We start from the raw sequence: 13,978 nt of genomic DNA, 5'->3' as shown, positions 1-13,978 counted from the left end.
ACACGATGCTGTCCCGCACCGCCGACCATCTTTACTGGATGTCCCGCTACACCGAGCGCGCCGAAAACACCGCGCGCATGCTCGATGTCAATTACCAGACCTCGCTGCTGCCGCAGTCCGCCGAAGTGGCCAAGTACGGCTGGCAGGGCGTGCTGTCCATCAGCGAACTGCTGCCGCTGTACAACAAGAAGTACGAGCAGATCACGCCCACCGACGTGATGGAGTTCATGGTCAAGGACGAGAGCAACGCCTCGTCGATCGTCTCGTGCCTGAAGGCCGCGCGCGAAAACGCACGCGCCGTGCGCGGCGCGCTCACCACCGAAGCCTGGGAAACGCAGAACACCACCTGGCTCGAAGTCAACCGCATGCTGCGCGCCGGCGATTTCGAGCGCGACCCCGGCCAGTTCTTCGAATGGGTCAAGTTCCGCTCGCACCTCTCGCGCGGCGTGACGCTGGGCACCATGCTGCAGGACGAGGCCTTCTACTTTTCGCGCCTGGGCACGTTCCTCGAACGCGCCGACAACACCGCGCGGCTGGTCGATGTGAAGTTCCATGCCCTCAACAGCGAGTTCTTCGGCACCGCCACCGAGGAAGACCAGGAGTACGACTTCTATCACTGGAGCGCCATCCTGCGCAGCGTTTCGGCCTTCGAGGTCTACCGCAAGGTGTACCGCGACGTGATCAAGCCCGAGCGTGTGGCCGAGCTGCTGATTCTTCGTGCCGACATGCCGCGCTCGCTGCATGCCAGCCTGGCCGAGGTGGTCGCCAACCTCGCGAAGGTGCAGAACGAACAGAGCGCCGAAACCCAGCGCCGCGCCGGCAAGCTCCTGGCCGACCTGCAGTACGCGCGCGTCGACGAGATCCTGGCGACGGGGCTGCATGCCTACCTCACGCAGTTCCTCGACCGGGTGAACGAACTGGGCGGGCGCATCAGCCAGGATTTCCTGGTGCCTGCGCACTGAGCGAGAACGACGGCGGCGGACGCATGCGGCTTGTCGCCCATTCGTCCCGCGCCTTTTCCATCGAGGGGTTCCTCGAACACGAAGCGTGCGAGCAGCTCATCGCACTGGCCGAGCGCGAAGGTTTCGCCTCGGCCGGCGTTCGCACAGCGGACGGACCCAAGGCCATGCCGGCCATCCGCAACAACGAACGCGCAATGTTGCCGTCGCCGCAGTGGGTCGATCTGCTCTGGCAGCGGTTGCGCGATGTGGCCCTGCCCGAGATCGACGGGCAGACGCCCCAAGGTTTGCCGAAGGACCTGCGTTTCTACAAGTACTCGCCGGGTCAGCGCTTCAAGATGCACAAGGACGGCCCTTGGCATGAAGACGGGCTTACCAGCCGGCTCACGCTGCTCGTCTATCTGAACGATGGGTTAACGGGCGGCGACACCGATTTTCGGGAGTTTCGCGTCAAGCCAAAAACCGGCGCGGCCTTGCTCTTCATTCACGACACATGGCATGAAGGGTCGGCGATCGAAGAGGGCACGAAGTACGTACTGCGCTCCGACGTGATGTATGGCAGCGCCGCCTGAACGGCATGCGCGGCAGTTGTCGCCCTAGCGCGAGAACGACTCCACAGCCACCGGAATCCTGGGCGCTTCCCAGCGGTAGCTGTCGCCCAGCACGTTGCGCTCTGGCATCTGCCCGCTCCACTGGATCTTGAGGAGGTCCATCAGGCTCCAGCCTGCCCAGTCCGCGCGAAAGGGTTGCTGCGCGGCGGCGCCGGTGGGCAGCGGCCCGTGATTGCGCCAGACCACGGCTGGAATGCGGTAGCCCGATGCGGTCGCGGGGCTGTGGCCCGCGCGGTTGCTGCCGTGGCCCACCTCCTGTCCGTGGTCCGACAGGTACATCCAGGCACGGTACTCATCCGGCTTGCCGGTGGTGCGGGTCTGCTGCAGCAGCTCCGACACCACGAAGTCGTGATACAGCAGTGCCGCGTCGTATTCCTGCCGGAAGCGGCGCACCCAGGCCGAGCGGCCGTCCTTCACCAGGCCGTTCTCGACCGCGTCGACATCGTCGTCGAAGGGGTTGGCATTGGCAGGAAAGCGCAGGCTGTAGTGCGGATGCGCGCCCATCAGGTGGACCACGATCAGCTTGCGGTCGGTGCTCGTGTCCGCAAAGGCTTCCTGCACGCAGTCGAGGATCTCGCCGTCCAGCGAGGCGCTGGCGCGGCCGGGTGTGCGGTTGACCATGTCCACCACGTCGGCGTAGCGTGCATGCTGCTGCTCGATGGCCAGGTCGTCGTGGTTGCTGATCCACCAGACCTTGTAGCCCGCCGCGCGCGCCAGCGCCAGCAGGTGCGGCGGGTTGGCAGTGCTCTCGTTCTGGGGCGCGCCGAAGTGAAACATGTTGCGCAGCGCGGGCAGGGTGCTCGCATCCACCGACCATGCGTTCTGCAGCACCGCCATCTGGTCGCCGGCCTGCGCCTTGTGCGCCAAGAGGCGCGGCGTGGTGGGGCGACCGTAGCCGTAGAGCGCCATGTTGTCGCGGTTGATGCTGTCGGTGATGACCAGCACCACGGTCGACGGGCCGGCTTGCGAGAACACCGGTGCGATCTCCTTGGCGCGCGCCATCGCGCGGTCGCGCACTTCTTGCTGCTGCCCCCAGGCGGCGCGCTGCGTGTGCACAGACTGCGTCCAGTCGGCCCAGAAGACGGCGGGATGGAGCCTGCGCCACGGCTTGCTCGCATAGGCCACGCAGGCGATCAGCAGCAGCACGAGCACCAGCGATCTGGCCCAGAACGGAAGGCGCGCGCGCACCGGCCGGGCGACGGGATCGGCCGTTGCGCCGCGCCGCACAAAAACGCCTGCGATCACACCGGCGATGGCCAGCATGCCGGTCCAGACGACGGCGGAGCGCCAGTGCATCCAGAGGTATTCGCTGCTTTCGCGCGCATTGGTATTGGCCGCGGCGCCCAGCACCATCGCGCCGTCGGGCGCGGCCTGGTAGGTGTCGAGCAGGTAGGCGCGCACCACGCCGTCGAGTGCAAAACCCATGACCCAGAGCCAGACGAGCACCGCGCGCGCCCGCCGCATGCGCAGGCTGCGCAGTGGCCATGCGAGCCACAGCACCATCGGCATGGCGAGCACCGCGAGTTGTGCGATGCGCCGGCCGTCGTGGCCCAGGGCGATCAGTGCGAGCAGCGTGGCGCCGACGATGCCGCAGGCCAGCAGGGCGCGCTGGCGGGATGCGTCCCGTGGCATGGGCGATTCGGAAGGAAGAGTGGTCAAGCGGGCATGGCGGCGAGTCGAGGGCGGGCGCATTCTGCCTCGGGGAGCCTGCAGCGGGGTCCAGTGGCCCGCCGGTCGCGGGGGCCATGGCGAGTTCGCCGCAAGAGATGCGCGCGGAACCTGTGGGGCTCGGCCGGGATCGCCGGCGTCAACCCGATCAGGTCGCCGTGGCCTGCCGCACCGCGCGCTCCCAGCGCGCCATCGACTCTTCCGCCTGCGCGCGGCCCATGGTCGGCAGGAAGCGCCGCTCCACCTTCCACAATTTCGAGAGCTGGCGCGCGTCGGCATAGACGCCGGTCGACAGCCCCGCGAGGTACGCGGCGCCGAGCGCGGTGGTCTCGATCACTTCGGGCCGCACCACCGGAATGCCCAAGAGGTCGGCCTGGAACTGCATCAGCAGGTCGTTGACGCTCGCGCCGCCGTCCACGCGCAGTTCGGCCACCGGCTTGCCGCCCGCGGCCACGGCATCGCGGCTCATGGCCTGCAGCAGCGCGGCGCTCTGGTAGGCGATGCTTTCCAGCGCGGCGCGCGCGATGTGCGCGACCGTCGTGCCGCGCGTGAGCCCGGTGATCGTGCCGCGCGCATCCGCGTCCCAGTAGGGCGCGCCCAGGCCGGTGAAGGCCGGCACCATCATCACGCCGCCCGCATCGGGCACGCTCTCGGCGAGCGACTGCACCTCGGCGCTGCCCTTGATGGCCTTGAGCCCGTCGCGCAGCCACTGCACCACCGCGCCACCGACGAACACGCTGCCCTCCATGGCGTACTGCGGCGTGGTGTCGGCCTGCGCCGCGCTGGTCACCAGCAGTCCGTTGTGCGAAGGCTGGAATGCGCCGCCCGTGTGCATCAGCAGGAAGCAGCCGGTGCCGTAGGTGTTCTTGGCCATGCCGGCCTCGAAACAGGCTTGGCCGAAGAGGGCGCTCTGCTGATCGCCGGCCACGCCGCCGATGGGCAGCGTGTGGCCGAGCAAGGCGGCATCGGTGTCGGCAAAGTGCGAGCTCGACGGTTGCACCTTGGGCAGCAGCGCGGCGGGAATCTTCAGCGCGGCAAGCAGGTCGGCGTCCCACTCGTTCGTGTGCACATTGAAGAGCATCGTGCGCGAGGCGTTGCTCACGTCGGTCACATGCACCTTGCCACCGGTGAGCTGCCACATGAGCCAGCTGTCGACTGTGCCGAAGGCGAGGTCGCCGCGCTCGGCCTCGGCCCGGGCGTTGGGCACGTTGTCCAGCAGCCAGCGCAGCTTGGTGCCCGAGAAGTACGCGTCGATCACCAGGCCGGTCTTCTCGCGGATGGTGTCGGTCATGCCCTCGTCGCGCAGCTGCGCGCACAGCGGCTCGGCGCGGCGGTCCTGCCAGACGATGGCGTGGTGCACCGGCTGGCCGGTCTTGCGGTTCCACAGCACGGTGGTCTCGCGCTGGTTGGTGATGCCGATGGCGTGGATGTCGGTGGGCTTGAGCTTTGCCTTCACCAGCACTTCGCGTGCGGTGGCGAGCTGGCTGCGCCAGATTTCCATCGGGTCGTGCTCGACCCAGCCGGGCTGCGGGTAGATCTGCGTGAGTTCCTTCTGCGCGATGGCGACGATGTGGCCTTCGCGGTCGAACACGATGCTGCGGGAGCTGGAGGTGCCCTGGTCGAGGGCGAGCAGGTAGGTCATGGGTTCATGTTCCTCTGGGTCCGGTCAATGGAGCGGCATGGTCTTGCTCCTTCCCCTTCCGGGGGAAGGCTGGGATGGGGGCAGGGCGTCGATCAGGCGCCGCGTCGTTTCGGAAGCCGTCGTGCCCCCACCCCGACCCTCCCCCAGCGGGGGAGGGAGCAATGCAAGAGCAGCTCATGTTTCGCGCGCGATTTCGAGGCGAACCTGCGCGCTGTGCAGCAGGTCCGCAAAAGGCGCCGGCGGAACGGCATCGGTGAACAGCCGGTCGATCTGCGAGAGCGTCCCCAGCTGGATCATCGCCGGCCGGTTGAACTTGCTTGCATCCGCCGCGAGCCACACCTCGCGCCCCTGCGCAATGATGGTCTGCGCCACCTTCACCTCGCGCAGGTCGAAGTCGCGAAGCGACCCGTCGGCCTCGATGCTGGAGACGCCGATCAGCGCGATGTCCACCTTGAACTGGCGGATGAAATCGATGGTGGCCTCGCCCACCACGGCGCGGTCGCGCGCACGCACCGAGCCGCCCGCCACGATCACCTCGCACGAGGTGTTGCCGCTCAGGATGGTCGCCACGTTCAGGTTGTTGGTGATCACGCGCAGCCCCGTGTGGCGAAGCAGCGCCTTGGCGATGGCCTCGGTGGTGGTGCCGATGTTCAGGATCAGCGAGCAGTCGTTGGGCACCAGCTCGGCCACGCGCTGCGCGATGCGCGCCTTGCCTTCGGCGTTCAACGTTTCGCGCTGCTGGTAGCCGATGTTCTCGGTGGTCGAGCTGGGCATGCGCACGCCGCCGTGAAAGCGCGTGAGCAGGCCCTCGTCGGCCAGCCGCTGCACGTCGCGCCGCACGGTCTGCAGGGTCACGCCCAACATGTCGGCCAACTGCTCGACGGTGACGGAGCCGCGCGTGCGCACGGTGTCCAGGAGGTTGATCTGGCGCGGGTTGGAGTTCACAAAGGCGTCGTGGAGTACGTGAAGACTGCGAAGTGCTGGCTGGAGGGTACAGGGCGCGTGACTTTAAAGCGAATCAAAACGAACCCACATAAGGGAAAACTCGGAGGAAAATCGCGCTAAAAGGAATCCAAATGAAAAAACCCGAAAATACAATGGCGCCTTTCAGTGACCAAAGTCACGGTTCAACGGGCCCCTCCTGTGAGTGCATTCCTGTGAGTGATATCTCCTCCAATTCGTCTTCGCCGGCCATCGATTGCGACGTGCTCATCGTCGGCGGCGGCATCAACGGCTGCGGCATTGCGCGCGACCTCGCGGGCCGCGGCTGGCGCGTGGTGCTGTGCGAGAAGGACGACCTGGCCTCGCACACCTCGTCCTCGTCCACCAAGCTGATCCACGGCGGGCTCCGCTACCTGGAGTACTACGAGTTCTCGCTGGTGCGCAAGGCGCTGCAGGAGCGCGAAGTGCTGCTCAAGAGCGCGCCGCACATCATGTGGCCGCTGCGCTTCGTGATGCCGCACGACCCCTCGATGCGGCCGGCCTGGATGATCCGCATCGGCCTGTTCATGTACGACCACCTGGCCAAGCGCGAAGTGCTGCCGGGCTCGCGCGGCGTCGACCTGCGCACGCACGCGGCCGGCAAGCCGCTCAAGGCCCAGTACAAGCGCGGCTTCGTCTACTCCGACGGCTGGGTCGACGACGCCCGGCTCGTGGTGCTGAACGCGATCGACGCCCAGGCGCGCGGCGCCCAGGTGCTCACCCGCACCCGCTGCACGCATGCGCAACGCGATGCCGACGGCTGGACCGCAATGCTTGAGGGGCCAGAAGGGCCGCGTACCGTGCGCGCCCGCGCCGTGGTCAACGCCGCGGGGCCGTGGGCCGAATCGTTCCTGCGCGGCGTGGCGCAATCGGCCAGGGGCGAAGCGCTGGCCACCAAGAGCCTGCGGCTCGTGAAGGGCAGCCACATCGTGGTGCCGCGCCTGTTCGAGCACGACCACGCTTACATCTTCCAGAACCCCGACAAGCGGATCATCTTCGCCATTCCCTACCAGGACGAGTTCACGCTCATCGGCACCACCGACATCGAACTGAGCGGCGACGACCCCGGTGCCGCGCGCATCGCGCAGGAAGAAATCGACTACATCTGCACGCAGGCCAGCCGCTACTTCGAGAAGCCCATCGCGCCCGCCGACGTGGTGTGGACCTACTCGGGCGTGCGCCCGCTGCTGGACGACGCCTCGGGCGACCCGTCGGCCGTCACGCGCGACTACATGCTGGAGTCGAACACCACCGCGGCGCCGCTGCTGTCGGTGTGGGGCGGCAAGATCACCACCTTCCGCAAGCTCGCCGAAGACGCGGCCGACGAGGTCGGCAAGATGCTCGGCCAGTCGAGCGCGCAGCGCCCCGCATGGACCGACGGCGCCTTCCTCGCCGGCGGCGACCTGTCGGCCTGGATCGGCGCGGGCCGGCGGCCCGACGAAGATTTCGAGCGCTTCGTGTCGGCGGTCGAGACTCGGTATCCGTGGCTCTACGGCAAGCTGGCGCGCCGTCTCGCGCGTGCCTACGGCGCGCGGGTGTCCGACCTCCTGGGCGATGCGAAATCGCTGGCCGACCTGGGCCCGGCAGTGGCGCCCGGCCTGCACGAGCGCGAACTGCGCTTTCTGCAGACCCACGAATGGGCCATGAGCGCGGACGACGTGCTCTGGCGCCGCTCCAAGCTCGGCCTGCACTACACGCCGGCCGAGCGCGAACAGGTCGCTGCCTGGCTGCAGGCCCATGCGACGAACAACAACATGAAAGTGGAGGTGAGCTGATGCAGCTGACTCTGGAGCGCGTCACCAAGAAGGTCGGCGCGCAGACCTGGCTCTATGAGCAGAGCATCGCGCCCAGGAGCGGCGCGGTGACCGTGCTGCTGGGCGCCACGCAGGCCGGCAAGACCAGCCTGATGCGCCTGATGGCGGGGCTGGACACGCCGACGACGGGCAAGGTCCTGGTGGACGGCAAGGACGTGACCGGCATGCCGGTGCGCGAGCGCAACGTCGCCATGGTCTACCAGCAGTTCATCAACTACCCCTCGCTCAAGGTGTCCGACAACATCGCCTCGCCGCTCAAGCTGCGCGGCGAGAAGAACATCGACGCGCGGGTGAAGGCGCTGGCCGACAAGCTGCACATCGGCATGTTCCTGGACCGCCTGCCGGCCGAACTTTCGGGCGGCCAGCAGCAGCGCGTGGCGCTGGCGCGCGCGCTCGCCAAGAACGCGCCGCTGATGCTGCTGGACGAGCCGCTTGTCAACCTGGACTACAAGCTGCGCGAAGGCCTGCGCGAAGAGCTCACCCAGCTCTTCGCCACCGGCGATTCGACGGTGATCTACGCCACCACCGAACCCGGCGAAGCGCTGCTGCTGGGCGGCTACACCGCGGTGATGGATGCGGGCGAACTGCTGCAGTACGGCCCGACCGCCGAGGTGTTCCATGCGCCGCAGTCGCTGCGCGTGGCGCGCGCCTTCAGCGATCCGCCGATGAACCTGCTGGCCGGCACCGCAACCGCCGGCCAGGTGCAACTCGCGGGAGGCCCCGCGCTGGCGCTGGCCTTGCCCGAGGGCGTTTCGGGTCCGGTCACGGTCGGCTTGCGCGCGAGTGCGTTGAACGTGGGCGCGGGCGAGGGCGACATCGCCTTGCCCGGCAAGGTGGAGCTGGCCGAGATTTCGGGCTCCGACACCTTCGTGCACGTCGAGACGCCGGTGGGCGAGCTGGTGGCGCAGCTCACCGGTGTGCACCGCTTCGAGCTGGGCGCTTCGATCACGCTGTACTTCAGCGCATCGCAAGCCTATGTGTTCGATGCCGGCGAAAAGCTGGCGCTCGCGCCCGCATGGCGCAAAGGAAACTGAGATGGCACGCATCGATCTCGACCTGGCCCACGCCTACCGCGCCAACCCCACGCAGGACAGCGACTACGCGCTGCTGCCGCTGAAGATGAGCTTTCGCGACGGCGGCGCCTACGCCTTGCTCGGCCCCTCGGGCTGCGGCAAGACGACCATGCTCAACATCATCTCGGGCCTGCTCGTGCCTTCGCACGGCACGGTCACCTTCGACGGCCGCGACATGACGCGCGCCACGCCGCAGGAGCGCAACATCGCGCAGGTGTTCCAGTTCCCGGTGATCTACGACACCATGACCGTGGCCGAGAACCTCGCGTTTCCGCTGCGCAACCGCAAGGTGCCTGAAGACCAGATCAAGAAGCGTGTCGGCGAGATCGCCGAGATGCTCGACATGAGCGGCCAGCTCAACCAGCGCGCGGCGGGCCTGGCGGCCGACGCCAAGCAGAAGATCTCGCTGGGCCGCGGCCTGGTGCGCAGCGACGTGTCGGCGGTGCTCTTCGACGAGCCGCTCACCGTGATCGATCCGCACCTGAAGTGGCAGCTGCGCCGCAAGCTCAAGCAGATCCATCGCGAGCTCAAGCTCACGCTGATCTACGTGACGCACGACCAGGTCGAGGCGCTCACCTTCGCCGAGGAGGTGGTGGTCATGACGCGCGGCAAGGCGGTGCAGGTGGGCAGCGCCGAAGCGCTGTTCGAGCGGCCGGCCCACACCTTCGTCGGCCACTTCATCGGATCGCCGGGCATGAACTTCCTGTCGGCGCAAAGTGCGAACGGCACGCTCGAAGTGGCGGGTACGCCGCTGGTGCCCACGCGCGAGCTGCCGCAAGGCGCGCTCAAGATCGGCATCCGCCCCGAGTACCTGCGCCTGTCGAACGCCGGTGCCGCCGGCGCCGTGCCCGCGGTGGTCAGGCAGGTGCAGGACGTAGGCACGCACGCGATGCTGAGCGCCGAAGTCGACGGCATCGTGATCAAGGTGCGGCTGCACTCCGACGAGCAACCGCCCGCCGTGGGAGAGACGGTGTGGCTGCGGGTGCTCGATGCCCACACCTGCTATTACAAGGACGAGGAGCTGGTGGCATGAACGCCGCGCCGGGCCGCCCCAAGCAAGTTCGCACCGCAGTGCGAAGCACGGAGGTATTGGAATGAACGCAACCAACAAACCCATCAATCAAAAAGCCTGGTGGCTCGTGCTGCCGGTGCTGATCTGCGTGGCTTTCTCGGCCATCGTGCCGCTGATGACGGTGGTCAACTACTCGGTGCAGGACATCATCTCGCCCGAGCGCCGCGTGTTCGTCGGCACCGAATGGTTCGCCGCGGTGATGCGCGACGACGAGCTGCACCAGGCGCTGTGGCGCCAACTGGGCTTCTCACTGTCGGTGCTGCTGGTGGAGATTCCGCTGGGCATCGGCCTGGCGCTCTCGATGCCGGCCAAGGGCTGGAAGTCGTCGGCGGTGCTGGTGGTGGTGGCGCTTTCGTTGCTGATTCCATGGAACGTGGTAGGCACCATCTGGCAGATCTATGGCCGTGCCGACATCGGCCTGCTGGGCCATGCGCTGCAGACGCTGGGCATCGACTACAACTACACCGGCAACGCGACCGACGCCTGGCTCACCGTGCTGGTGATGGACGTGTGGCACTGGACGCCGCTGGTGGCCTTGCTTTGCTATGCAGGCCTGCGCTCCATTCCCGACGCCTACTACCAGGCCGCGCGCATCGACGGTGCGAGCAAGTTCGCGGTGTTCCGCTACATCCAGCTGCCCAAGATGCGCGGCGTGCTGATGATCGCGGTGCTGTTGCGCTTCATGGACAGCTTCATGATCTACACCGAGCCCTTCGTGCTGACGGGCGGCGGGCCGGGCAATGCGACCACGTTCCTGAGCCAATACCTGACGCAGAAGGCGGTGGGGCAGTTCGACCTCGGGCCGGCGGCTGCGTTCTCGCTGATTTATTTCCTGATCATTTTGTTGTTCTGCTTCGTGCTCTACAACTGGATGCAGCGGGTCGGTACGCAGGAAGTCGAGGTCGAGAAATGAACGAAAAGAGATTCCACAAGCGCAGCATCTTTTTGGTGCTGTACATCCTGTTCGCCCTGTTGCCCATCTACTGGATGATCAACATGAGCTTCAAGACGAACGAAGAGATCCTCTCGAGCTTCTCGTTCTTCCCGCAGCAGCTCACCTGGGCGAACTACGCGCGCATCTTCACCGACGAGTCGTGGTACTCGGGCTACATCAACAGCCTGATCTACGTGGCGATCAACACGGTGATCTCGCTCGCCGTGGCGCTGCCGGCGGCCTATGCGTTCTCGCGCTATTCGTTCCTGGGCGACAAGCACGTGTTCTTCTGGCTGCTGACGAACCGCATGACGCCGCCCGCGGTGTTCCTGCTGCCGTTCTTCCAGCTCTACAGCACGGTCGGCCTGATGGACACGCACCTGGGTGTGGCGCTCGCGCACCTGCTCTTCAACGTGCCGCTGGCGGTGTGGATCCTGGAAGGCTTCATGAGCGGCATACCGCGCGAGATCGACGAAACGGCCTACATCGACGGCTACTCGTTCCCGCGTTTCTTCACGACGATCTTCCTGCCGCTCATCAAGGCCGGCGTGGGCGTGGCGGCGTTCTTCTGCTTCATGTTCAGCTGGGTCGAACTGCTGCTGGCGCGCACGCTCACCAGCGTGAATGCCAAGCCCATCGTGGCGACGATGACGCGCACGGTGAGCGCATCGGGCATGGACTGGGCAACGCTCGCGGCGGCGGGCGTGCTCACCATCGTGCCCGGCGCGATCGTGATCTGGTTTGTCCGTCACTACATCGCGAAGGGTTTCGCGATGGGCAGAGTATGACCACCCCCGACTCTCGCCCACTTCGTGTGGCTCGCATCCCCCCTCGAGGGGGCAACACCAGCGGCCCGGCAAAGCCGGTTCCGCGGTGTTTCCCGCCTGGGCTGTGCCTGTATCCAGCTCCGTGGGCGCAAGAAGCGTCGGCGGGTCTTTGAGAAGGAATCTGTGATGTTCGACTGGATGTTCTGGACCACCCCGGTGGCCGTGTTTTTCATCTGCATCGTGCTCATGCTGGTCGGCATGACGGTGTGGGAATTCAAGTCGCCCACCGTCATGCGGCGTGGCTGGCTGCCCATTGCCACCACGCGCGGCGACCGGCTCTTCATCGGGCTGCTGTCGGCGGCCTATGTGAACCTGATCTTCATCGGCCTGGCCGGCAAGTTCCAGGAATGGATGAGCCTGGAGGCCGAGCCTTCCATCTGGATCAGCTTCGTGCTGTCGATGTTCGTGCTGGCCCTGGTGATGCGCAAAGGCTAGGCTTCAAGTTTTTTTCAGACGCGTCCGGCTCTCCGCCTCCCCGGAGCCGCGAAACGAAGAACACCGGGGAAGCACAACCGAGGAGACACATTCATGAAGATGCGCTACACGGCATTGGCGATGGCGGCGGCGATGTTCGCCGCACACGGTGCATGGGCCGCAGAGCCCGAGGCCAAGAAATGGATCGACAGCGAGTTCCAGCCGTCGACCCTGAGCAAGGACCAGCAGGCCGCCGAGATGAAGTGGTTCATCGACGCAGCCAAGAAGCTTCAGGCAAAGGGTGTCAAGGAGATCTCGGTGGTCTCCGAAACCATCACCACGCACGAGTACGAATCGAAGACGCTGGCCAAGGCCTTCGAGGAAATCACCGGCATCAAGGTCAAGCACGACCTGATCCAGGAAGGCGACGTGGTCGAGAAGCTGCAGACCTCGATGCAGTCGGGCAAGTCGATCTACGACGGCTGGATCTCCGACTCCGACCTGATCGGCACGCACTACCGCTACGGCAAGATGATGAACCTGACCGACTACATGGCCGGCGCAGGGAAAGAGTGGACCAACCCGGGCCTGGACCTCAAGGACTTCATCGGCACCAAGTTCACCACCGCGCCCGACGGCAAGCTGTACCAGCTGCCCGACCAGCAGTTCGCCAACCTTTACTGGTTTCGCGCCGACCTGTTCGCGCGCAAGGACCTGAAGGACAAGTTCAAGGCCAAGTACGGCTACGAGCTGGGCGTGCCGCTCAACTGGAGCGCGTACGAGGACATCGCCGAATTCTTCAGCGTCGACGTGAAGACCATCGACGGCAAGCCGATCTACGGCCACATGGACTACGGCAAGAAGGACCCGTCGCTGGGCTGGCGCTTCACCGATGCGTGGCTCTCGATGGCCGGCACCGCCGACATCGGCAACCCCAACGGCATGCCGATCGACGAATGGGGCATCCGCGTGGCGGACGACAAGTGCACGCCCGTGGGCGCTGCCGTCTCGCGCGGCGGTGCGACCAACTCGCCGGCCGCCGTGTACGCGCTCACCAAGTACATCGACTGGATGAAGAAGTACGCGCCCAAGGAAGCCATGGGCATGACCTTCGGCGAATCCGGTCCGGTGCCGGCGCAGGGCCAGATCGCCCAGCAGATCTTCTGGTACACGGCCTTCACCGCCGACATGACCAAGAAGGGCCTGCCCGTGGTGAACGAGGACGGCACGCCCAAGTGGCGCATGGCGCCCGGCCCGAACGGCCCGTACTGGAAGCAGGGCATGCAGAACGGCTACCAGGACGTGGGTTCGTGGTCCTTCTTCAACGGCCATGACGCCAACAAGACGGCTGCCGCCTGGCTCTACGCCCAGTTCGTGACTTCCAAGAGCGTCTCGCTCAAGAAGACCATCGTGGGCCTGACCCCGATCCGCGAATCGGACATCCAGAGCAAGGCCATGACCGACCTGGCGCCCAAGCTCGGCGGCCTGGTCGAGTTCTATCGCAGCCCGGCCCGCGTGGCGTGGACGCCCACCGGCACCAACGTGCCCGACTATCCGAAGCTCGCGCAGCTCTGGTGGAAGAACGTGGCCGAGGCGGTCACCGGCGAGAAGACCCCGCAGAAGGCGATGGACAACCTGGCCGACGAGATGGACAACGTGATGGCCCGCCTGGAGCGCGCCGGCATGGCCCATTGCGCGCCCAAGCTCAACCCCAAGGGCGACCCGAACAAGTGGCTCAGCGACAAGAACGCACCGTGGAAGAAGCTGGCCAACGAAAAGCCCAAGGGCGAGACCATCGACTACAACAAGCTGCTGAGCGCCTGGAAGGAAGGCAAGGTGCGCTGAACGCGCCTGGTCGAGCTGCCCGAAGGGACAGCAGCAGCCACAGCGAAAAGGGCCGTGCCGGAGGGTGCGGCCCTTTTTTTGCGTCCGACTGCGGTAGCTCTCGGCTTGCGTTCTTCCGCGAGAAAAGAATCAGGCGCA

Annotated in this window: 12 protein-coding genes; 9 read left to right on the top strand and 3 right to left on the bottom strand. The window is 66.3% G+C overall.

Features of this window, described 5'->3' with window-relative positions; translation table 11 throughout:
• The first annotated feature begins 5 nt into the window (after positions 1-5).
• Together ABIC90_RS14115 and ABIC90_RS14110 are read left to right on the top strand one after the other, a co-directional pair.
• Positions 6-962, top strand: coding sequence for an alpha-E domain-containing protein (locus ABIC90_RS14115; protein WP_354354837.1), 957 nt, complete (start codon positions 6-8; stop codon positions 960-962).
• Between the two features lie 23 nt (positions 963-985).
• Positions 986-1,531, top strand: a complete 546-nt coding sequence (locus ABIC90_RS14110) for a prolyl hydroxylase family protein (RefSeq protein WP_354354835.1) — start codon at positions 986-988, stop codon at positions 1,529-1,531.
• A 24-nt stretch (positions 1,532-1,555) separates the two neighbouring features.
• Here ABIC90_RS14110 and ABIC90_RS14105 read toward each other — a convergent pair whose 3' ends face one another.
• The 3 genes from ABIC90_RS14105 to ABIC90_RS14095 all read right to left on the bottom strand — a co-directional run bounded on the left by ABIC90_RS14105 (position 1,556) and on the right by ABIC90_RS14095 (position 5,825).
• The gene (locus ABIC90_RS14105) at positions 1,556-3,202 is read right to left on the bottom strand and encodes a phosphoethanolamine transferase (protein ID WP_354354833.1); all 1,647 of its coding nucleotides are present in this window, start codon (positions 3,200-3,202) and stop codon (positions 1,556-1,558) included.
• A gap of 184 nt (positions 3,203-3,386) precedes the next feature.
• Positions 3,387-4,880 carry a glycerol kinase GlpK gene (gene glpK / locus ABIC90_RS14100; protein WP_354354831.1) on the bottom strand — a complete coding sequence of 498 codons (1,494 nt, stop codon included), beginning with the start codon at positions 4,878-4,880 and terminating at the stop codon, positions 3,387-3,389.
• A 174-nt stretch (positions 4,881-5,054) separates the two neighbouring features.
• The gene (locus tag ABIC90_RS14095) at positions 5,055-5,825 is read right to left on the bottom strand and encodes a DeoR/GlpR family DNA-binding transcription regulator (protein ID WP_354354829.1); all 771 of its coding nucleotides are present in this window, start codon (positions 5,823-5,825) and stop codon (positions 5,055-5,057) included.
• A gap of 131 nt (positions 5,826-5,956) precedes the next feature.
• Here ABIC90_RS14095 and glpD point away from each other — a divergent pair, with 131 nt between their 5' ends.
• The 7 genes from glpD to ABIC90_RS14060 all read left to right on the top strand — a co-directional run bounded on the left by glpD (position 5,957) and on the right by ABIC90_RS14060 (position 13,840).
• Entirely contained in the window at positions 5,957-7,636 is a 1,680-nt protein-coding gene (gene glpD, locus ABIC90_RS14090; RefSeq protein ID WP_354354827.1) for a glycerol-3-phosphate dehydrogenase, read from the top strand.
• Positions 7,636-8,709 (top strand): ABC transporter ATP-binding protein, encoded by a 1,074-nt coding sequence (locus ABIC90_RS14085; protein WP_354354825.1) that lies wholly within the window; start codon positions 7,636-7,638, stop codon positions 8,707-8,709. Before glpD ends, ABIC90_RS14085 begins: the two co-directional genes overlap by 1 nt.
• Before the next feature lies 1 nt (position 8,710).
• A complete protein-coding gene (locus ABIC90_RS14080; protein ID WP_354354823.1) occupies positions 8,711-9,781 on the top strand; it encodes an ABC transporter ATP-binding protein in 1,071 nt (356 codons plus the stop codon).
• Positions 9,782-9,842: 61 nt separating this feature from the next.
• Positions 9,843-10,733 (top strand): carbohydrate ABC transporter permease, encoded by an 891-nt coding sequence (locus tag ABIC90_RS14075; protein WP_354354821.1) that lies wholly within the window; start codon positions 9,843-9,845, stop codon positions 10,731-10,733.
• Positions 10,730-11,542, top strand: coding sequence for a carbohydrate ABC transporter permease (locus tag ABIC90_RS14070; protein WP_354354819.1), 813 nt, complete (start codon positions 10,730-10,732; stop codon positions 11,540-11,542). Before ABIC90_RS14075 ends, ABIC90_RS14070 begins: the two co-directional genes overlap by 4 nt.
• Before the next feature lie 165 nt (positions 11,543-11,707).
• Entirely contained in the window at positions 11,708-12,016 is a 309-nt protein-coding gene (locus ABIC90_RS14065; protein WP_354354817.1) for a DUF2160 domain-containing protein, read from the top strand.
• Positions 12,017-12,109: 93 nt separating this feature from the next.
• The gene (locus tag ABIC90_RS14060) at positions 12,110-13,840 is read left to right on the top strand and encodes an ABC transporter substrate-binding protein (protein ID WP_354354815.1); all 1,731 of its coding nucleotides are present in this window, start codon (positions 12,110-12,112) and stop codon (positions 13,838-13,840) included.
• The last annotated feature ends 138 nt before the right edge of the window (positions 13,841-13,978 follow it).

This window comes from Variovorax boronicumulans (assembly GCF_040544675.1).
GTDB classification, from domain to species: Bacteria; Pseudomonadota; Gammaproteobacteria; order Burkholderiales; family Burkholderiaceae_C; genus Variovorax; species Variovorax boronicumulans_D.
The sequence above is the reverse complement of the archived record's forward strand: the minus strand, read 5'-3'. Positions and strand labels throughout refer to the sequence as shown.

Bases quoted from the DNA above. Each gene is read 5' to 3' on its own strand.
- ABIC90_RS14110 (WP_354354835.1), top strand. From the start codon at position 986: ATGCGGCTTGTCGCCCATTCGTCCCGCGCCTTTTCCATCGAGGGGTTC.
- ABIC90_RS14070 (WP_354354819.1), top strand. From the start codon at position 10,730: ATGAACGAAAAGAGATTCCACAAGCGCAGCATCTTTTTGGTGCTGTAC.
- glpD (WP_354354827.1), top strand. From the start codon at position 5,957: ATGAAAAAACCCGAAAATACAATGGCGCCTTTCAGTGACCAAAGTCAC.
- glpK (WP_354354831.1), bottom strand. From the start codon at position 4,880: ATGACCTACCTGCTCGCCCTCGACCAGGGCACCTCCAGCTCCCGCAGC.
- ABIC90_RS14065 (WP_354354817.1), top strand. From the start codon at position 11,708: ATGTTCGACTGGATGTTCTGGACCACCCCGGTGGCCGTGTTTTTCATC.
- ABIC90_RS14080 (WP_354354823.1), top strand. From the start codon at position 8,711: ATGGCACGCATCGATCTCGACCTGGCCCACGCCTACCGCGCCAACCCC.
- ABIC90_RS14060 (WP_354354815.1), top strand. From the start codon at position 12,110: ATGAAGATGCGCTACACGGCATTGGCGATGGCGGCGGCGATGTTCGCC.
- ABIC90_RS14075 (WP_354354821.1), top strand. From the start codon at position 9,843: ATGAACGCAACCAACAAACCCATCAATCAAAAAGCCTGGTGGCTCGTG.
- ABIC90_RS14115 (WP_354354837.1), top strand. From the start codon at position 6: ATGCTGTCCCGCACCGCCGACCATCTTTACTGGATGTCCCGCTACACC.
- ABIC90_RS14085 (WP_354354825.1), top strand. From the start codon at position 7,636: ATGCAGCTGACTCTGGAGCGCGTCACCAAGAAGGTCGGCGCGCAGACC.
- ABIC90_RS14105 (WP_354354833.1), bottom strand. From the start codon at position 3,202: ATGCCACGGGACGCATCCCGCCAGCGCGCCCTGCTGGCCTGCGGCATC.